The following is a 20,491-nucleotide window of genomic DNA, read 5'->3' on the forward strand; positions in this document are numbered from 1 at the left end:
CCACCCGAAAGGGTGGCTTTATTGTTTAGATGGACCCTGTTTGGTTAGGCGCTAAGATTGCATTCATAGGCGTTATCAATTAAGATAGCAGGAGAATTACCTCCGGAATGTAATGAGATCGCTGCCAACCGGACGCAGTAAGCGGACAAATACCGCAGGTGACGAAAGGACGAACTTACATGGCTAAGAAAGTAAAAGTATCTGAATTGGTGCAGCATTTTCAATTAGAGGTTATTTCCGGCCAGGAAGGTCTAAAGAGACCCATTACGGTCGATGACCTGAATCGCCCTGGACTAGAGATTGCTGGTTATTTTGAATATTATCCAGAAGAACGTGTTCAATTGCTAGGCAAAACAGAACTCGCTTTTTTCTCCATGCTGCCTGAAGCTGAGCGGAAAAGTCGACTTCGTGGAATTTGTAATGACAACACACCTTGTATTGTAATTACACGTGGTTTGGATGTGCCTCAGGAGTTAATTGACATAAGTAATGAAAAGGCCCTTCCTGTGCTTCGGAGCTCCATGGCTACGACTATTTTCTCCAGCCGGTTGACGAGCTTCTTAGAAGGAAAATTAGCCCCTACAGCGACGATCCATGGCGTACTTTGTGATGTATATGGTGTAGGTATGCTAATCACGGGTAGTAGTGGGATTGGTAAAAGTGAAACAGCACTTGAACTTGTAAAACGCGGACATCGCTTGATTGCTGATGATGCCGTAGAAATCCGTCAGACTTCAGATAACCAGCTGCATGGTACAGCACCTGAGTTAATCCGTCATTTACTGGAGATCCGTGGAGTAGGTATCATTAATGTAATGACACTGTTTGGTGCGGGTGCCATTCGTAATCATAAACGGATTACACTTGTTGTTAGATTGGAAGCTTGGCAGCAAGACAAGCAATATGACCGGCTTGGACTCGACGAGGAAACGACACGGATTATCGACACCGATGTTCCACTTGTAACGATTCCTGTACGCCCAGGACGTAACCTTGCTGTTATTATTGAGGTTGCAGCGATGAACTATCGCCTGAAACAAATGGGCTTTAATGCAGCCCTGCAGTTTACGAATAAGTTAACTGCGACCATATCTGAAGATATGGATGATCTCGATTAGGAGTGTGAGAGAATGTTCCCATTAGCACTAAATCCTATTGTCTTCTCAATTGGATCACTGCAAGTACACTGGTATGGATTAATACTAGGTTTCGGTGCACTCGCGGGGTTATATCTTGCGATCCGCGAGGGCAAACGGTTTGGTATCCCACAAGAATTCTTTATGGATATGCTGCTGCTAGGTGTGCCCTCAGCCATTATCGGGGCACGGATTTATTTTGTAGCATTTAAATGGGAGGATTATAAGGATAATTTAATAGATGTCTTTAAGATCTGGAACGGTGGCATTGCCATTTACGGTGCATTAATTGGAGCCATTATTTGTGGAATTATATATTTCCGCTATAAAGGCTACCCCTTCTGGCGTATCGTTGACATTTGTGCACCCGGACTACTTGCGGGTCAAATGATTGGACGCTGGGGGAACTTTGTCAACCAAGAGGCATACGGCAGCGTGGTTGAAGAGTCTTTTTTACGGGATAAACTGCATTTACCTGACTTCATTGTGAACCAAATGTACATAGGGGATGCTTTTCATCATCCAACCTTCCTATATGAATCTCTTTGGAGCTTACTGGGCATCGCACTTCTCATGGTCCTCCGTCGTCAGAAATTTGTGCGTGCCGGTGAGATCTTCATGTCTTACTTTATATGGTATTCCATCGGTCGTTTCTTCATCGAAGCCATACGTACGGACAGCTTGGCGTTTAATGGAAGTGCAGGTTTGGCATCCTTTATGAACGGATTGTGGAAACCGATGGAATGGCTAGGTTTTGAACAAGGATACTTGGACCCAAGCTATGGAAATATCCGTATTTCCCAGCTACTTGCTCTACTGATCATCGTTGCAGCTGTACTGCTTATCATTATTCGTAGGGTCACCGGAGAGCCTAAAGCACATTATTCTGATCCTATCGTATGTACTAAACCGATCAAAGCAGATACCGTAGTGCCAGAAAGTGCAGTAAATACACCGCAGAAAGCTCGTCATGGGGCACAACCTGAACAAGGACAGCCTGCGGATGGAGATAAGAAGGAGCAGTAAAGCTTATGATAGAATGCGTTCTTTTTGATCTGGATGGAACGATTGTCGATACGAATGAACTAATTATTAGTTCGTTTATGTACGCGCTGAAGGACAATGGTCTGGCTCCACTCACCAGGGAAGAGATTATTCCGCATATGGGCACGACCCTTCAGCAACAGATGAGAGTCTTCTCTGGACTTGAGGATGTAAGTGGTGCGCTAGAAAGATCCTACCGTTCTTATAATTATGAACATCACGATGAGTTAGTGCGTCCCTTTCCTCAGGTGAATGAGACGATGGAGGAGCTCAAACGTCGTGGGATTAAAATGGGGATTGTAACCACAAAAATTCGTCCAACAACGATTAAATCACTTGAGATGTTTGATTTGCTAAAGTACATGGATACGATTGTGACGGTGAACGATGTTACTGAACCCAAGCCACATCCAGAGCCTGTTCTGACGGCAGTCAATAACCTTGGCGTTGATCCTCGTAAAACGCTTATGGTGGGTGACAGTACGGTTGATATTCAGTCAGCAAAAGCTGCTGGTGTATATGCGGCTGGCGTATCGTGGTCATTAAAAGGCGAAGAGACTCTCCGCAAGTATGATCCCGACTATATCATCCATAACATGAAGGATATTATAGAAATTGTGGAACGAGGAACGAGTGAATCGTGAGAAACGTAACCCGATATCCTGTAGAAGGTCATAACTCACTTTGGTACATTTACCGTACGGTCAGCCCATGGAAGGGTGTCCGCAACTTTATTTTTATTCAAATCGCACGTTATTGCCCGATTCTACCGTTAAAGAATTGGATCTATCGTCGGATTCTCGGTATGAAGGTTGGGAAGCATACCTCCTTCGGTCTGATGGCGATGGTGGATGTGTTTTTTCCGGAAAAAATCACGGTGGGTGAGAACTCTATTATCGGTTATAACACGACGATTCTGGCGCATGAGTATCTAATCAAGGAATATCGGCTAGGCGAAGTAGTGATTGGTGAAAATGTATTGATCGGCGCGAATACAACGATTCTTCCCGGTGTGACCATCGGTGATTGGGCAGTTATTGCCGCAGGATCAGTGGTACACAAGGATGTGGCAGCCGGCTCTTTTGTCGGAGGCAATCCGCTGCGAGAGCTGCGCCCGTCTTCATCGGAAGATTCCTTGGAACAAGTGTAAAAGATGCTTCGTAAACCCTGCAGTTTCATATTGCGTTTTTTTAGCGCAGGATCTGCAGGGTTTCTTGCGTCTTGGAGAAGCTTATTAAGGAAACTTTAAGATCTTCTTAAGTTTTTCAAACAGATGCATTCGATATAATAATCGTTAGTGATAAGGCGAATCCCACGCTAGGCATTCAGCTTCTAATATCAGAATGTAAAATCAGCAGGTGCAGGCTTCCTGATATTTCAGTTTCAACATTCCGCTTAGCGTCTCTATGAACAACCATCATAGTAGAGAAGAGGAATAGAACATGAACACTGCGAGACAGGAAAGACTGCCCCAACTGGATATTTTCAGAGCATTAGCTATATTAGGTGTATTGCATGTGCATTCCTCATCTTTTGCTGCTGGAGAGCAGGCACTGCATTCTCCTTATTATTACTGGCTGAACTGGATGAACATTTTCTTTAAATTCGGCACGCCTTCATTTATTTTCCTTAGCAGCTTCGTATTGTTTTATAATTATTATGGTCGTCCTGTGACACGCAGCTTGATCATTAATTTCTATCGTCGTCGATTAAAGTATATTTTACTGCCCTATTTTCTAGCTTCTGTAGGGTACTATGCACTAACTTTATATGTGAACGGACGATTGACGCAGAACCTCGGAGACAACTTGTTAAGCTTTTCTAGAGCGTTATTCTCGGGTTCAGCCTATGCTCATCTGTATTTTGTGTTTATTAGTATTCAGTTTTATGTGCTTTTTCCAGTGCTGCTTAAGCTGTTGCAGAGCTCCCGATTCTTAGTACGATGGGCGGTTCCGCTCGGGTTTGCTCTTCAGTGGGGGTTTATTTTCTGGAATAAGTACGAACTGCACATTGTTGAAAAAGGGAGCTTGGCGATCTCCTATTTAGCTTATTATATGATGGGTGCTTATATTGCCATTCACTTTGAGAAGGTGAAGCAATGGCTGATAAAGCCATGGACAGAGCTGCCTGCCAAGCAAAAGGGATGGACTGCCCTATTAGTGAGCTTGTGGTTAATTGCAGCCTTTATCCATGTGCAGCTATGGTATGTGGCCCGCCATTTTGGGGTGTGGACGGATTCGCTGTGGTACGAGCTGTTATGGAATGTCCATACGATATTGTCAGCGTTGGTGCTGCTGTATGCTGCATTTTTGATCCACCGTAGGGCTCCACGCAGGATGGTCGCTTTTTTGACTCGTCTGGGTGAGCTGTCATTTGCGATTTATTTGATTCATCCGCTATTGCTGGCGATATATCGCAGGTTCCGATATCATATTCCCCTAGAGTCGCTAACTTATGTTTTCTTTATCTATGGAGGACTTGCGTTTGCGCTGGGAGGAAGCTGGTTCATGGTGCAGTTTGCTTTTCGCCGAATTCCTAAGTTATGGATCTTCTTAGGGAGTGTTCCTCGGTCTTTAGAGTCTAGTTCCAAGGTAAAGTCAGGACATGCCTCTGATGAGATGAGGAAGGTTAATACTTGATTAAGGCATCATTTGGATGCGGAGCTTAACAGGAGGAAAGATCATGAAACAAAAAGAAAGAATTCCGCAGCTGGATATTTTCCGCGCGATTGCTATTTTTGCAGTGCTAGCTATTCATGCGACTTCGCGAACGTTGGCGGAGACATTAGGTACAAACATGTTTCATCCGTTCTTATTTATTAATAAATTCAGCCAGTTCGCCGTACCTTCATTCATATTTTTAAGTGGGTTCGTGCTGTTCTATAACTATATTGATCGTCCACTGGGCGGAAAGACGCTGGGGAAGTTCTACAGTAGAAGGCTGCTTTATATTATTGTGCCCTATGTGCTATTCTCGCTGCTATATTTCGCTTTAAAAATGACGGCCGGTCATACATGGAGCTTACCTCCAGGGGAGATGGCTTCTAAGCTTTGGAAGTATTTATGGACAGGAACGGCATATACGCATTTGTATTACATTATTATCATTATTCAGTTCTACGTATTATTTCCGCTTATTCTGTGGTGTCTGCAAAAGGTTCGCCGTCTGGCGGCTTGGGCGCCGCTAATCGGATTAATTCTACAATGGGGTTTCGTACTACTGAATAAATACATGACTAATAACGGGTATTGGCAGTTGTCCAAAGGCAGTCTGGCAATCACTTATTTCTCGTATTTCTTGCTGGGTGCTGGGATTGCAGTATATTATTCTTCTTTGAAAAAATGGCTGGTACCTTCACGTGAAGGCTGGCGCACTGGTAAAGGTCCGGTATGGATTACATTGTGGTTGTTATGGATCGTAGCAGGGATTGTTCATGTTGAGCTATGGTTTAACAACTATACGAAGAAAACAGTCATTAATAGTTTATGGTATGAGGGATTCTCTAACCTCCATGCGCTGCTCTCTTGCTTGGTGCTGCTGCAAGTATCCTTCTTACTGTACGGAGCGGGCCGAAGCTTGCTTACAAGATTGTTGTTATCTGCCGGAGCCTGCTCTTTCGGAATTTATCTGCTTCACCCTTTACTGCTATTTTTCTATAGAAAAATACCGTTTCACGGGGGCTCTCTTGCCTATACCGCAGCAATTGCTGGGGGTTGGCTCTTTGCATTGTTAGGTTCATGGCTGGTAGTGGCTGTAGCCTTCCGATATCTTAAATCAGCTTGGATCATTTTCGGATCGGGTCCACAAAAATCGAAAACGAATTCCAAAGGTGCGTAACTAAGTTATGCATTAATGGTAATAAAGAAAGCGTCGGTATTCCACCATTGGGTGGATTGACCGACGCTTTTTAATTTATTATATTTGCCGCTGAAATTCTGCAATGGCTTGATACTGGCTTTCAAGACTACGGTAAACAGAAATATAAATCGGTAGCAGCTGTTTGTATATTTTGGTATGTTCATCTATTGGATCATGCTTATAGGTTGAACCGATCATGTCAAACACCACATCAAAAGAATCGACTCGACCTGTTGCATAAAGGCCAAGTACAACCGCCCCGAGGCAGGAGCTCTCGATACTCTCCGGAATGACAACCTCCTGATCAAAGATATCAGCCATCATCTGCCGCCACACCGAGGAGCGGGCGAAGCCGCCTGTGGCTAGGATTCTGCTTGGGCGTCCGATTTGCTCTTCCATAGCAAGAAGTACCATATACATATTGAAGATTACGCCCTCAAGTACTGACCGAATCATATGTTCTTTATGGTGATTCATAGATAGGCCAAAGAAGGAGCCGCGGGCATCCGGATTCCACAGTGGTGCCCGTTCACCAGTTAAGTAGGGATGGAACAGAAGCCCACCGCTGCCTGGTGGAACCTGCTCCGCGATGCGGGTCAGCACCTCATAAGGGTCAATGCCAAGACGTTTGGCGGTTTCGACTTCGGAGGCGGCGAACTCATCCCGTACCCAACGGAACAGCATACCGCCATTATTAACCGGTCCTCCGACTACCCAATGATTTGGAGTTAGATTATAACAGAAGGTCCGTCCTTTGGGGTCTGTTAGCGGGTGATCCACTACGGTACGTATTGCTCCGCTGGTTCCAATCGTAGCGGCCACTACACCGGGTTTAATGGCACCTACGCCGAGGTTGGATAAGACGCCGTCACTGGCTCCAACAACAAATGGGGTTGTAGGGAGCAGTAAGAGCTGCTCTGCCAGACCGGGAAGCAGTCCATGCATAATCTGCGTGGTGGGAACAAGCCGCGAGAGCTGATCCGCTGTGATATGGGCAATCTCTAAAGCTTCTTTATCCCATTCTAGATTCTCCAGATTGAGCATGCCTGTGCAAGAGGCAATGGAATGATCAATGATGTATTCGCCAAACAGTCTTGCGAATATGTATTCTTTTATGGAAATAAATTTATAGGTTTGGTGGAATACGTCCGGCTGCTCTTCGCGAAGCCACATTAGCTTGGTGATCGGAGACATGGGGTGTATAGGTGTTCCTGTACGCAGATACAATTCATGGCCGTTTAGCTCCTCCTTTAAACGAAGTGCGCATCCGGCGCTGCGATTATCGGCCCATGTGATGCAGGCAGTTAGGGCTTTACCCAGTTTATCAACTGCAATGACACTGTGCATGGCTGAGCTGAAGGAGACGAATAGGATTGCATCCGCAGAGACACCGCTTTGCCGCATAACAGCAGAGATAGTATGGAAAACTGCATTCAGGATTTGCTCTGGGTCTTGCTCCGCTATTGAGGGTAAGGGCTGATGTAAAGGATATCCTACATTAGCTTGTGCAACTATGGCTCCTTTTTCCTCGAAGAGAACTGCCTTGGTACTCGTAGTTCCGATATCAACGCCAATCATATAGGATTTAGTCACGCATTAGCCCTTCTTTCTAGTTGTGGGTAGATTTTTAGAACACAAATTACAGAATTATGAAGTACAATCATATTAGCTCATTATAGTATTGGATAAACGTGGAGGCAAAATAAAGGGATTCCCAAGTTTTGGTTCGAAGTACATAAGTGTTTAATTTAGACAAGCTTAAGCATACAAGCATTTGAAATGAAGTTATAGGCTTTACCCCGTTTGATTGACGAAAAAGCAGTGAACATGATACGATATTGAAAATACTTTAATTTGCTACCACTTTACCATAGTAAAGTAAACATAAACAGTATCTAATGATAACTGACGAGGTGAACAATGAAGATGTCCAAACCAAAGGGATTTGAGAAGCCGTCTGGCGTTCGGGACTATCTGCCCCGGGCCGTAACAAAATTACGCAAAATTGAGAATGATGTCCTGCATTGTATGAGTCGCTGGGGTTATCAGCAAATGATGACTCCGACGCTAGAATATTACGATACGGTTGGCGTGGCTAGCTCAACGTCCGACCAAAAGCTTTATAAATTGCTCAACAATCGTGGTCAGGCGCTAGTGCTTCGTTCTGAAATGACTGCTCCAGTTGCCCGTGTTGTTGCATCTTTATTGAAGGATGAGCCATTACCATTGCGGTTATCCTATCACGCTAATGTCTTCCGTGCCATAGAGGAAGAAGCAGGGCGGGAAGCGGAGTTCTTCCAGACAGGGGTCGAGCTGGTAGGTGATGACTCACCTGAGGCTGATGCTGAAGTAGTAGCGCTCGCGATTTCATCGTTGCAGGCTGCGGGTGTGAAGTCTTTTAAAATCGCTATGGGGCATGTCGGTTTTCTGAATGGTTTATTTCAAGAGGCACTTCCAGAATTACCGGAGGTTCAAGAGGAGCTGAAGAGTCATTTGCTGGGCCGTGACTATGTCTCTTTCCGTGAGACCTTACGGAGACTGGATCTGACGGAAGCTCAGAAGAATGAACTGGATGGATTGCTGCGTTTACGTGGGGGTAAGGAGATCTGTGGACAGGCACTAGAGCTTAGCAGTCATCCGCTTGCCCGTCATTCGATAGACCATTTGTGTAAGGTATGGGAGGTACTAGTCTCTTACGGGGTATCACAGCATGTACTGATTGATCTGACGATGATCGGGGACTTTTCCTATTATACAGGTATGACATTTGAAGGGTATGCAGCAGAATTAGGATTTCCGGTATGCAGTGGAGGTAGATATGACAATCTGCTGCAGCAGTTTGGCCGTCCGATCCCATCCACAGGGTTTTCTTTAAAAACAAATCGAATTCTCGATGGTGTGACCGGCTCAAACGAAGAGGAAGAGCTACCCATCTTAATCCAATATGATGCTACTCGCAGAAAAGAAGGTCTGGAAGAGGCAACACGCTTGCGGTCGGAAGGTCACGCAGTAGTGACTAGATTGGCAGCAGGACCAGAAGAGCTTGAAACGGTGAAGCGTTTGGATACGGACACAGTCGAAGCAGAGGGTGTGCGGTACGGAGAAATCTATACCTTTGTGTCTTTTATAAGTGAGCATGGCTGAGATATCGCTAGTAAGAATGAGCGATTAAGATAAATTTTGCATGGAGATGGAAAAGGAGGCAACTTAACGATGGCACAGATTTTGAAGGTCGCTATGCCCAAAGGTCGGATTTATGAAAAGGCTGCTGAGCTGTTCCGCCAGGCAGGTCTCCCGATTCCACCAGATGGTGAGGCATCCCGCAAGCTTGTTATTCCACTGCCTGAGGCAGGGATGGAGTTTATATTAGCGAAACCAGTAGATGTACCTACATATGTAGAATATGGTGTGGCGGATATTGGAATCGTGGGCAAGGACGTATTGCTGGAGGAAGATCGTGATGTATATGAGCTGCTTGATCTTGGCATTGCTCGATGCCGGATGTCGATCATTGGATTGCCGAACTGGCAGCCGGGAATTCAGCAGCGTGTGGCGACGAAATATCCGAATGTAGCATCAAAGTATTTCCGGGAACAGGGACAACAGGTCGAGGTTGTGAAACTAAATGGTTCAATTGAGCTTGCGCCGCTGATTGGTCTCGCTGATCGTATCGTGGATATGGTAGAAACCGGGCAAACGCTGCGGGATAATGGGTTAATTGAAATGAAGAGCATATTCGAAATTACGAGCCGCCTTGTGGCGAATCGTGTGAGCTATCGGATGAAAAATGAAGAGATACAGCAGCTGTGTGATCGACTGCAGGCGGTTATAGGGGAACCTAATTTGCGGTAGGTGGCAAGAGACGTTAAGGGGTAAAGGGAGGAACCAGCGATGAAGGTTGTATCGAGCAAGGATTTTAAGCTAGAGCGAGAAGTAGAGTATGGAACACCGGAGCAAAATAAGGCGGTAAAGGAAATTGTGGCCGCTATTAAAAAAGAAGGAGACACGGCGCTTCTTCGCTACACGGAGCAATTTGACGGTGTTGCGCTTACGCCTAATCAGCTACGGGTAACCCCGGAAGAGCTTCAGGCGGCATATGGTCGAGTAGAAGAATCTTTCGTATCCGCTATTCAAGCGGCCGCAGCAAATATCCGGGCTTTTCATGCTAGACAGAAACGGAATTCGTGGATGGACTTGCAGCCTGATGGTACGATTCTGGGGCAGATTATTCGTCCGCTGAAGCGGGTAGGGGTATATGTTCCTGGCGGCAAGGCAGCTTATCCTTCCTCGGTGCTGATGAACGTGATCCCTGCGCAGATCGCGGGCGTGCCGGAGATCGTTATGGTAACCCCGCCATCCACCGGCGGCAAAGAAGGAATTGATCCTTACATCCTGGTCGCTGCCGCAGAAGCAGGTGTGAATGAAATCTACCGTGTGGGCGGAGCGCAGGCGGTAGCTGCTTTGGCTTTTGGGACGGAGAGCATAGCACCGGTAGATAAGATATGTGGACCCGGCAATATATACGTTGCGCTGGCGAAACGCGAGGTATATGGCGCCGTGGACATCGACAGTATCGCGGGACCAAGCGAGATTGTCGTGCTCGCAGATGAGACCGCTGAGCCGGCCTATGTCGCAGCGGATCTGCTCTCGCAGGCCGAGCATGACGAGATGGCCTCAGCGATTCTGGTTACGCCATCGCAGAGCTTGGCGGATAGTGTGGCAGCCGAAGTGGAGCGTCAGCTACAGGAGCTGCCCCGTCAGGCGATCGCCCGTTCATCAGTAGAGAACTACGGCGCGATCATTGTTGTGGAATCTATGGAGGAGGGAATCTCCGTAGTGAATCGTTTGGCGCCAGAGCATCTAGAGATTGTTGTCGAGGATCCGATGGGTCTTGTGGGCAGCATCGAGAATGCTGGAGCGATCTTCTTGGGAGCATATAGCTCCGAGCCCGTGGGCGATTATTTTGCCGGACCAAATCATATTATTCCGACCAATGGTACAGCACGGTTCTCGTCACCAGTGGACGTGGATGATTTTATAAAGAAATCAAGTCTGATCTATTACAGTAAGGAAGCCCTCCTTCGAGATGGGAAGACCATTATAGAGCTGGCACGTCGCGAAGGCTTAGAAGGTCACGCACGAGCTATTGAGATTCGATTAGAGAATGAAGGAAAAGGTGGAGACGGATATGGAGAACAATAATGAACAGGCCTTGCGCCAGTCGGGGCTAAGCCGTAAAACAAACGAGACGGATATCAAGCTGTCTCTTAACGTAGATGGAAGTGGAGTTTCCGAGCTGGAGACGGATGTTCCTTTTTTGAATCATATGCTGGATTTGTTTACGAAGCACGGTCAGTTTGATCTATCTGTACAGGCCCGTGGAGATATCGAAATTGATGATCACCACACGGTTGAAGACATTGGGATCTGCCTAGGTCAAGCATTGTACGAAGCACTAGGTGATAAAAAAGGAATCAAACGTTATGCGAGTGTTTTTGTACCGATGGATGAGGCGTTGGCACAGGTTGTAATCGATATTAGCAATCGGCCGCACTTTGAATATCGCGCAACGTATCCTTCACAGCAGGTGGGCAGCTTTTCGACGGAGCTTGTTCAGGAGTTCTTATGGAAGTTCGCACTTGAAGCTCGGATTACGCTGCATGTGATCGTACACTACGGTTCTAACACTCATCACATGATTGAGGCTGTATTCAAGGCTCTCGGACGTGCGCTCGATGAAGCGACACTGATTGACCCGCGTGTGAAGGGTGTGCCTTCTACGAAGGGAGTGCTGTAGCATGACTGTTGCAATCGTCGATTATGGCATGGGCAACCTGCACAGTGTGAGCAAGGCGGTAGAACGTCTCGGTTATGAGTGTGTTGTGACAGGGGATGCCGAGAAAATTCTCGCTGCTGATAGTGTCATTCTGCCAGGTGTCGGTGCATTTGGCGATGCGATGGAGCAGCTGCGGGAAAGCGGTTTGGATCTAGTGGTCAAACAGGTAGCAGCCGGAACCCAGCCGCTGCTTGGCATTTGTCTTGGCATGCAGCTGCTATTTAGCAGTGGTGAAGAGCATGGCAGCCATGAGGGACTTGATATTCTCTCAGGTTCGGTGGTGCGGTTCGCTCCTAGAGATGGCTATAAAGTACCGCATATGGGGTGGAACAAGCTGAGCTTTAGGCAGCCGCAAAGTCCGCTTTTTGCAGATCTTGATGAGGGGCATGTGTATTTCGTTCACTCTTATCACGCGCTTGTAGCGAAAGAGAGCGATTTGCTGGCTGTCACCGATTATGGTTACCCAGTCACAGCTATAGTGGGGCAAGATAATGTGTTCGGCATGCAGTTCCATCCGGAGAAAAGCGGGGAGCTGGGCATCAAGCTGCTGGGTAATTTTTTGAAATATAAGAAAGTATAAGTTTCACAATACACTTTATCCTTATATTTCTCGCTTAAACGCTTACCGTCCTTATTAGGACGGCGAAGGCGTTTATACTTGAAATTAAAGGGAGAGCGGGCGTAAGCCGCGCTATAAATATAATGTAACGAAAGTGGGGAGCGCCAAATGTCTTCTTTTATTGTATATCCGGCGATTGATATCCGGGATGGAAAATGTGTCAGGCTGCAACAAGGGGATTACAGTCAGGAAACGATATACAATGATAGTCCACTGGAAGTAGCAAAATCATGGGAAGAGCAAGGCGGAAAGTTCATTCATTTGGTGGACTTGGACGGTGCGAAAGCAGGTCATCCTGTGAATGATGCGATTATCGGCGCTATTGCTGCTAATGCTAATGTGCCTGTTCAAGTGGGCGGTGGCCTTCGTAATCTTGCGGACGTGGAAAAATTGCTCGGACTTGGCGTTAGCCGCGTTATTATCGGCACTGCTGCAATTAATGACCATGCTTTTACCGAAGCGGTATTGGCTAAATACGGTGATAAAGTAGCTATCGGCATTGATGCGCGCAACGGGTTTGTTGCGACACACGGCTGGTTGAACACCTCTGAAGTACGGGCCGAGGATCTTGCTAAGGAACTGGCTGCAAAAGGAGCGGAAACGTTCATTTACACCGATATCTCCCGCGATGGGATGATGCAGGGTCCAAACGTGGAGGGCATTGTGTCCATGGCGAAGTTCAGCGGCAAAACGGTGATCGCTTCCGGCGGAGTCACCAGTCTTGATGATCTGTTACGTCTAAACGTGCATAGCGGTAGCGGTGTGGGTGGAGCTATTGTTGGCAAGGCGTTGTACACGGGCAATATCGATCTTTCCAAAGCTTTGCAGGCACTCGGGCAGAAGTAGTGCTGATTATGTGCGTTAGTTGACGAACCTGACTAATTAACTCGTTCTTACTCTGTGAAAAATTGCATTTATAGGGATTTTGGTTGTATTTAGTGCAATAGAACGTTGAACTAGGCTTATAGTCACCAGCAACCGAGTGACTAAGTTGGTAGAACGGGACAGTACTCCTCAGATGGATGATATAAGTGTACTTCATACAACTATTATTCCAGTTAAGAGCGTGTTTGCTAATTTAATTGTATTTCGTGCAGCTATAAATGAGAGTTGAGCTTATATCTAAGCTCATTCCCGGATTTAATTGTACGAAATGCAGTTAAACGCCTGGTTTGCTGTACGGACGATGAAATAACTGCACGTTGTGCAACTAAATGAGTCGATTATTTCATGAGCGCGAGCCCACAGGCTGCCTCTAAGGTTGTGGTCTTGCAATTGTCGCGAGTCCGTCGTCCTGCTAGGAGCAAGAGTCGTGGAAACATAGTGATTATAGGGTGAGTATTGAAGTTGGTCTCGCTTATGCCAACAATCCGGATGTCCAGAGGGCCGTAGACTTTGGTGCCCCCTTGGCTAAGGTGGATCGAAATGATTTAGGAAACACATGGAAAGGAGGAACATCTAATGTTAGCAAAACGTATCATCCCCTGTCTTGACGTTAAGGATGGACGGGTAGTCAAAGGCGTTAACTTTGTGAATTTGCGTGATGCCGGAGATCCGGTAGAATTGGCGGCGCTGTATGACCGTGAAGGCGCGGATGAACTGGTGTTTCTCGACATTTCTGCTTCTGTAGAAGGTCGGGCGACCATGATTGAAGTAGTGCGGCAGACCGCAGGTGAAATCGCCATTCCTTTCACAGTGGGTGGAGGGATCTCTACACCTGATGATATGAAGCGGATCCTTCGTGCAGGTGCAGACAAAATCGGTATTAATACGGCAGCAATTACTAATCCACAGTTAATTCTAGAAGGTGCACGTCGTTTTGGCTCTCAATGTATTGTGGTAGCAATAGATGCTAAATATAACGAGGCCTTTGGTGAATGGGAAGTGTACACGCATGGTGGTCGCAAGCCCACTGGTATCCGTGCTTTGACCTGGGCCAAGGAAGCTGAGAAGCTGGGTGCAGGTGAGATTCTACTCACTAGTATGGATGCAGATGGTACAAAAGATGGCTTCGATTTGAAGCTGACCTCAGCTGTAAGCGACTTGCTCAGTATTCCTGTGATTGCTTCCGGCGGCGCTGGGAAGAAGGAGCATTTTTACGATGTATTTACGGAAGGGAAAGCCGATGCGGGACTGGCGGCGACCATTTTTCACTATAAAGAGATTGCTATTAATGACTTAAAGGCAGACTTGAAGCAAAAAGGGGTAGAGATCCGATGAGCGAAACAGAAAAGAATACATCCAGCCAAAAAGAAGCGCTGGCCGGCATTCGTTGGAATGAAGCAGGGTTGGTGCCTACCGTTGTACAGGATGCTAACACACTAGAAGTTTTGATGGTTGCTTATATGAATTCGGAATCATTACAGCTCTCGCTGGAAAGTGGTCAGACATGGTTCTGGAGCCGCTCACGCAGTGAGCTTTGGCACAAAGGTGGAACCTCAGGCAACACACAAGCGATTACATCCATATCCTATGATTGTGATAGCGATACATTGCTTGTGAAGGTTGTCCCTGAAGGACCGGCTTGCCATACTGGAGCTACGTCGTGTTTTTTCCGTGAGATTCCTTTGAATAACCAAACCAAGGAAGCTCAAAAGTCATCTCCTGGTAATACGGATGGCGAGCGTTTTGCTGTTCTTGGTGAGCTGGAGCGCGTGATTGCTGAGCGGGAGGTAGAGCGTCCGGAAGGTGCGTATACCACTTATTTGTTTGATAAAGGCGTGGATAAGATCCTCAAAAAGGTAGGCGAGGAAGCCTCCGAGACCATTATTGCCGCCAAAAATAAAGATAACGCCGAGCTGCGTCTTGAAGTTAGTGATCTGATCTACCACTTACTAGTACTGCTGCAGGAGCGCAAGCTTCCGCTGGATGAGATCATGGAAGAATTGAGTACCCGCCACGAGCGCCCACGCCGGGACCAGTACTAGGGAGGGAACTGACGGATGCATATCGATTACCACACGCATCATGAGCGCTGCGGTCATGCCGTGGGCAAGCTTGAGGAATATGTGCAGCGTGGGATAGCGCTTGGACTGCAGCAGTTAGGGTTGTCGGACCACTTGCCGCTCATCCATGTCGATCCCGCTAGCTATTACCCTGAAATGGCTATGCCAATGGCCGAACTGCCTCGTTATGTGGAGGAATGCCTGACGCTGAAGGAACGCTACCGAGGAGTCATAGATCTGCGGGTGGGGCTGGAAGCGGATTATATTGAAGGCTACGAAGATCAAATTCGTGAGATTTTATCTCCTTACCCATGGGATTATTTGATAGGTTCCGTGCATTTTCTTGGGGAATGGGATATCACAGACCATCGACAGGTTCATGGCTGGGAAGGCAAGGATGAACTAGAGGTATATCGTCTTTATTATGATGCTGTAAAGAAGTCGGCGTTATCAGGATTATATGATATTATAGGACATATGGATGTTATTAAACGGTTCGGTTATGGTCCACAGACACCAGAAGGAAAAGCAGAGGTGAAAGCGCTGGAGCTGGATACCTTAAAGGTTATAGCGGATAGCGGCATCGCCATGGAGCTGAATGCTTCAGGACTTTCCAAACCATGTGCTGAGATGTTCCCGGCGGAACACCTGCTACAGGAGGCTTTTAAGCTCGGTATACAGCTTACGCTCGGCTCGGATGCACATGACCCTGCCAAGCTTGGTGACGGCTTGCAAGAGGCACGCAGCATGCTGTGGCACACAGGTTTCCGTGAACTGGCTGTATTTGAGGGACGCCGCCGTACCGCTGTTCCGTTCAAACTATAATTTATAATCCGCAGGAGGGTATTATGCATCATCAACAATTACGTATTTTTTCCGGTTCGTCGAATCCAAAGCTGGCGGCAGATATTGCAGAGCGACTTGGTGTTGAATTGGGGCAGATTAAGCTGACCCGTTTCATGAGCGGCGAGATTTACGTGCATTACGAAGAGAGCATCCGGAACTGCGACGTATTTTTGGTGCAATCCCTATCCCATCCCATTAATGAGATGTTCGTGGAACTGCTCGTGATGATAGATGCCGCCAAACGGGCATCGGCGCGTACAGTTAACATTATTGTACCGTATTATGGATACGCTCGGCAGGAACGTAAGTCTGCACCTCGTGAACCGATCTCGGCTAAGATGGTAGCAGATGTACTTACGACTGCAGGCGCAACCCGTGTGATCACTATCGATTTGCATGCAGCGGCAATTCAAGGCTTTTTCAACATTCCGGTCGATCATCTGACTGCACTTGATTTGATCAGCAGTCATTTGAAAGCCAAGGCTATGTCTGATCTGGTCATTGTCTCCCCGGATGCCGGACGTGCATCTATGGCTGAGAAGCTGGCGAATAAGCTGGATTCCCCTTTTGCCATTATGATTAAGAAGCGTCCTGCCCATAATGAATCGGTAATCACTCATGTCATTGGCGATGTCGAGGGACGTACACCGATCATTATCGAAGACCTGATTGATACAGGAACTACTATTGTGAATGTCGTAGAGGGTTTGAAAGAGAGAGGTGCGAAGGACAGTATCGTCTGTGCGACGCATGGATTGTTCTCAGGACCTGCGTTGCAGCGGCTTGACCATCCCTCTGTTCAGGAAGTGGTCATTACCGATTCTATCGCGCTGCCAGATGATCATTCAAGTCGGTTTACGGTCTTATCGGTTGCACCGATGCTTGCGCAAGCAACACGCATTATTCTTGAGGGCGGTTCGATCGACAAGCTTTTCAGAGACGCGGGAATTTAATTCCCCGTCTTTTTTATTTTTTACTTGAGAAAGTTGCTGTTAATGGAGTGGTAGAGTCTTTCTCAACTTGAGAATCTCACGGTCACATGTGGTATACTGTGTGAAGATAGCCGCACCCATAAAGGGAACGGAATAGCGATTAAGTTTGGAGCTCCGGTATACCCTATTGGGCGCCGTTCTCCTATTTTTTCGTTAGTATAAGGAAGCTTCTTATAAGGGGGTGCCTTGCTTCCATGATGGAGAGAACTTCAGAGTATGATGCGGAGAATGGTAATGTTATTCCTGTCACTCTGAATGCCAATTTTTTCTTTGAAAGAGCCGTTCGGTCCTTGGATCGCTTTCAATATGATAAGGCATTAAAGAATTTTCGCAAAGCTGTAGAGTACGAACCGGAGAACCCGGTAAATCATTGCAACGTAGCAGGCGTATTATCAGAGATGGGTAATTATGAGGCGTCTAATGACATTTTGACCCATGTCTTAGAGAATATTGATCCTGGAATGACGGAATGTTATTTCTATATGGCTAACAACTTCGCCAATATGGAAAGCTATGAGGAGGCCGAACGTTCACTCGTTACTTATCTCGAAGAAGATGTGAACGGTGAATTTCTGGCCGAATCAGAAGAATTGATGGAGCTTCTGCAATATGAGCTGGATCGTCCTGCACCGCTTATCCGGATTAGAAGCCGGGAAGGGGTAATAGAGCATGAGCGGGCCCGAGCGCTGTTGGAAGAAGGCAAGTTTACACAAGCCGTAACTTTGCTTGAAGAGATTGTAAGCAATACGCCAGACTTCTTGGCGGCGCATAACAACCTAGCCCTTGCGTATTTCTATATGGGGCGTTTCACCAAAGCCAAAGAATGCATCATGCGGGTGCTTGAACAGGACTCAGGGAATTTACATGCACTCTGTAACTTGGCGATCTTTCTGCAGTATGAAGGTGACCGGGGGCAGCTAGCTGGATTGTTACGTCTGTTAGAGACAACTATTCCTTTTCACCAGGAGCATTTGTTCAAAATGGCCACTACCATGGGGATTCTGGGACGGCATAGAACCGCCTACGGTCATTTTCGACGCCTGCTGAAGGATGAAGAAGTCGGCGGTGACGCCAGCTTGTACCATTATTGTGCAGCGGCAGCTAGCAATAGTGGTCTGTACACAGAAGCTCAGCGTTGCTGGCAAAAAGCTGCTAAGCTGGATCCGGAATCGGCTGTGCCGAGGTTTTTTCTGGCTCAGCTGCAGCAAGCGCAGGGAGAAGGTAAAGTGCTCTCTCCTATAAGCTACAACTATCAGCTCCCATTTCAAGAGCAGCTGAAGCTGTGGAAAGACAATAAGGGCAGCTTTGCCGAAGAGGTGCGGAACAATCCACTGCTTCGATCTTCTTTCTTCTGGGCGCTTCGCTACGGCGATGCCAATACGAAGCTTCAGGTGACGGAAGCTCTGCGCTGGATCGAAGATGAAGAAATGTCCGAGATTCTGCAAGGACTTTTGAAGCAACAGCCTTTACAGGAAGAAAAGCTTCAAGAAGCCGCACTTCTCAGTCTGCAACGGCTGATTGGTAGTGTTCCGGAGGAAAAGGTACTTCAGGAAGCCAAAGAAACGCCTACTGCACGTCTGAAGGGATTGCCAGAATGGAGAGAAGATTGGCAAAAAGTCATTGATCAGACAGTAAGTATGATGGACCGGAGATTCGATGCCGTCCAGAAAAAGGATGCTGAATTACTCTGGAAGCAATTCGTGAGCAGCATATATCCGGATGTTCCTTTTATCCGACAAACGGAAGGCTGGTGTGCGGCCTTAGAGTATCTGATCGCAAAAATGCATAACCTTCCAGTCACCTACCGTGAGGTAGCTCAGCGTTACAACGTTTCTGTATCGATGGTCAGTCGCTATGCCCGGCGTATCGATGATGAATGCAGTTTTCAGGGAAGTGTGAGCGACAGTCTTCCCCCATTTACTGAGAATATCTAAATTATCAATGCAGTATTTCGTAGAGACGGAGCCTTCTTTCTAATGAGGGCCCGTTTTCTTCAAAATATAAGGAAGTACAAGTTCTACACCTTTACTTTAAGTCTTATATTTCTCACTTAAACGCTTATCGTTCTTATAAGTACACCGAAGGCGTTTAGGCTTGAAATAAATCCTATTGTGAGGAGGCCACTGTTATGTACAAAACGATTGTAATCGGAACAGGCCCGGCCGGGCTTACTGCTGCTATTTATTTGGCACGTGCCAACCTTAACCCACTTGTAATTGAAGGTATGCAGCCTGGTGGACAACTGACAACGACAACGGAAGTGGAGAACTTTCCAGGTTTTCCAGAGGGGATTCTCGGCCCGGATTTAATGGACAACATGCGGAAGCAGGCTGAACGTTTTGGTGCTGAATTCAAGAATGGTTGGGTGGACTCCGTGGATTTTTCACAGCGTCCATTTAAAGTTACAGTAGATGGATTGGGTGTATTAGAGGCAGAGTCGGTGATTATCTCTACCGGTGCTTCTGCCAGATATTTAGGAATACCAGGGGAGCAGGAGAATGTAGGCCGTGGGGTCAGCACTTGTGCTACTTGTGACGGTTTCTTCTTCCGCAATAAGAAGATCATCGTGATCGGTGGTGGAGACTCCGCGATGGAGGAAGCCAGCTTCCTAACAAGATTTGCTTCCAGTGTAACCGTGGTTCATCGTCGTGATGAGCTTAGGGCTTCGAAGATTATGCAGGATCGCGCACGTGACAACAGTAAGGTTGCGTGGGCGCTTAATCGCACACCGCTTGAGGTTACAACGGATGAGTCCGGTGTTAAAGGGCTAAAGGTTAGGAACAATGAGACAGGTCTTGAGGAACTCATCGAAGCAGACGGAGTATTTGTCGCTATTGGACATACGCCGAATACGGGTTTCTTGGGTGGTCAGATTACCACGGATACTAACGGTTATATCGTGGTGAATCCAGGTACTACTGAAACGAACATTCCAGGCGTATTTGCTTGTGGTGACGTACAGGATACCCGTTATCGCCAAGCGATTTCTGCAGCAGGCACCGGCTGTATGGCAGCAATGGACGCTGAGAAATATCTTGAAGGTACAATGGTGCATGACTGGAGCGAAAACTTGGGTAGTAATAGCAAAGTTTAATCGGAATGATTTCAAGCAGGTGACCTTATCTTAAAGGGTCGCCTGCTTTTTTGTGATGGTTAAAATAACTGTAACAATATCCTTCAAAAAGGACTTGCGCATTCTTAAAATAGGTTTACAA

The 20,491-nt window shown here is 46.9% G+C and carries 19 protein-coding genes; 18 read left to right on the forward strand and 1 reads right to left on the reverse strand.

All coding sequences use genetic code 11. The features are described 5' to 3' along the window. Positions 1-179 precede the first annotated feature (179 nt). The 6 genes from hprK to R50345_RS00780 all read left to right on the forward strand — a co-directional run bounded on the left by hprK (position 180) and on the right by R50345_RS00780 (position 6,017). A complete protein-coding gene (gene hprK, locus R50345_RS00755; RefSeq protein ID WP_042123257.1) occupies positions 180-1,118 on the forward strand; it encodes an HPr(Ser) kinase/phosphatase in 939 nt (312 codons plus the stop codon). A 12-nt stretch (positions 1,119-1,130) separates the two neighbouring features. Further along, a complete protein-coding gene (gene lgt / locus R50345_RS00760) occupies positions 1,131-2,162 on the forward strand; it encodes a prolipoprotein diacylglyceryl transferase (RefSeq protein ID WP_042123260.1) in 1,032 nt (343 codons plus the stop codon). A gap of 5 nt (positions 2,163-2,167) precedes the next feature. Then, complete coding sequence (gene ppaX, locus R50345_RS00765; protein WP_042123262.1) at positions 2,168-2,824, forward strand: pyrophosphatase PpaX; 657 nt, start codon at positions 2,168-2,170, stop codon at positions 2,822-2,824. After that, positions 2,821-3,330: an acyltransferase gene (locus R50345_RS00770; RefSeq protein ID WP_197069730.1), complete on the forward strand. Its 510-nt coding sequence runs from the start codon at positions 2,821-2,823 to the stop codon at positions 3,328-3,330. The genes ppaX and R50345_RS00770 overlap by 4 nt, the downstream gene beginning before the upstream one ends. 292 nt (positions 3,331-3,622) lie before the next feature. Next, positions 3,623-4,819, forward strand: a complete 1,197-nt coding sequence (locus R50345_RS00775) for an acyltransferase (RefSeq protein ID WP_042123266.1) — start codon at positions 3,623-3,625, stop codon at positions 4,817-4,819. 43 nt (positions 4,820-4,862) lie between these two features. Further along, positions 4,863-6,017 carry an acyltransferase gene (locus R50345_RS00780; protein WP_042123268.1) on the forward strand — a complete coding sequence of 385 codons (1,155 nt, stop codon included), beginning with the start codon at positions 4,863-4,865 and terminating at the stop codon, positions 6,015-6,017. Between the two features lie 78 nt (positions 6,018-6,095). On the opposite strand, the gene gntK is transcribed toward R50345_RS00780, so the two are convergent. Then, on the reverse strand, positions 6,096-7,616 hold the full coding sequence (gene gntK, locus R50345_RS00785; RefSeq protein ID WP_042131749.1) for a gluconokinase: 1,521 nt from the start codon (positions 7,614-7,616) through the stop codon (positions 6,096-6,098). A 348-nt stretch (positions 7,617-7,964) separates the two neighbouring features. On the opposite strand from gntK, the gene R50345_RS00790 reads away from it, so the two are divergent. From R50345_RS00790 to trxB, 12 genes are all read left to right on the forward strand, one after another. Continuing rightward, positions 7,965-9,182, forward strand: coding sequence for an ATP phosphoribosyltransferase regulatory subunit (locus R50345_RS00790; RefSeq protein ID WP_042131750.1), 1,218 nt, complete (start codon positions 7,965-7,967; stop codon positions 9,180-9,182). Between the two features lie 69 nt (positions 9,183-9,251). After that, on the forward strand, positions 9,252-9,890 hold the full coding sequence (gene hisG / locus R50345_RS00795) for an ATP phosphoribosyltransferase (protein ID WP_042123270.1): 639 nt from the start codon (positions 9,252-9,254) through the stop codon (positions 9,888-9,890). Positions 9,891-9,929: 39 nt separating this feature from the next. Further along, complete coding sequence (hisD, locus tag R50345_RS00800) at positions 9,930-11,240, forward strand: histidinol dehydrogenase (protein ID WP_042123273.1); 1,311 nt, start codon at positions 9,930-9,932, stop codon at positions 11,238-11,240. Continuing rightward, positions 11,227-11,835 carry an imidazoleglycerol-phosphate dehydratase HisB gene (gene hisB / locus R50345_RS00805; protein ID WP_042123275.1) on the forward strand — a complete coding sequence of 203 codons (609 nt, stop codon included), beginning with the start codon at positions 11,227-11,229 and terminating at the stop codon, positions 11,833-11,835. The genes hisD and hisB overlap by 14 nt, the downstream gene beginning before the upstream one ends. 1 nt (position 11,836) lies before the next feature. Next, positions 11,837-12,454: an imidazole glycerol phosphate synthase subunit HisH gene (gene hisH / locus R50345_RS00810; RefSeq protein ID WP_042123277.1), complete on the forward strand. Its 618-nt coding sequence runs from the start codon at positions 11,837-11,839 to the stop codon at positions 12,452-12,454. 147 nt (positions 12,455-12,601) lie between these two features. Further along, entirely contained in the window at positions 12,602-13,339 is a 738-nt protein-coding gene (gene hisA / locus R50345_RS00815) for a 1-(5-phosphoribosyl)-5-[(5-phosphoribosylamino)methylideneamino]imidazole-4-carboxamide isomerase (RefSeq protein ID WP_042123280.1), read from the forward strand. A 615-nt stretch (positions 13,340-13,954) separates the two neighbouring features. Then, positions 13,955-14,713, forward strand: a complete 759-nt coding sequence (gene hisF / locus R50345_RS00820; protein WP_042123282.1) for an imidazole glycerol phosphate synthase subunit HisF — start codon at positions 13,955-13,957, stop codon at positions 14,711-14,713. After that, a complete protein-coding gene (gene hisIE / locus R50345_RS00825; protein ID WP_042123284.1) occupies positions 14,710-15,420 on the forward strand; it encodes a bifunctional phosphoribosyl-AMP cyclohydrolase/phosphoribosyl-ATP diphosphatase HisIE in 711 nt (236 codons plus the stop codon). Before hisF ends, hisIE begins: the two co-directional genes overlap by 4 nt. 15 nt (positions 15,421-15,435) lie before the next feature. Beyond that, entirely contained in the window at positions 15,436-16,263 is an 828-nt protein-coding gene (gene hisJ, locus R50345_RS00830; protein ID WP_042123286.1) for a histidinol-phosphatase HisJ, read from the forward strand. A 23-nt stretch (positions 16,264-16,286) separates the two neighbouring features. After that, the gene (locus R50345_RS00835) at positions 16,287-17,237 is read left to right on the forward strand and encodes a ribose-phosphate diphosphokinase (RefSeq protein WP_042123288.1); all 951 of its coding nucleotides are present in this window, start codon (positions 16,287-16,289) and stop codon (positions 17,235-17,237) included. 233 nt (positions 17,238-17,470) lie between these two features. Next, positions 17,471-19,210 (forward strand): tetratricopeptide repeat protein, encoded by a 1,740-nt coding sequence (locus R50345_RS00840; protein WP_042123291.1) that lies wholly within the window; start codon positions 17,471-17,473, stop codon positions 19,208-19,210. A gap of 194 nt (positions 19,211-19,404) precedes the next feature. After that, positions 19,405-20,370, forward strand: coding sequence for a thioredoxin-disulfide reductase (trxB, locus tag R50345_RS00845; RefSeq protein ID WP_042123293.1), 966 nt, complete (start codon positions 19,405-19,407; stop codon positions 20,368-20,370). Positions 20,371-20,491 lie beyond the last annotated feature (121 nt).

It is taken from the genome of Paenibacillus sp. FSL R5-0345, assembly GCF_000758585.1.
Lineage (GTDB): Bacteria > Bacillota > Bacilli > Paenibacillales > Paenibacillaceae > Paenibacillus_AQ.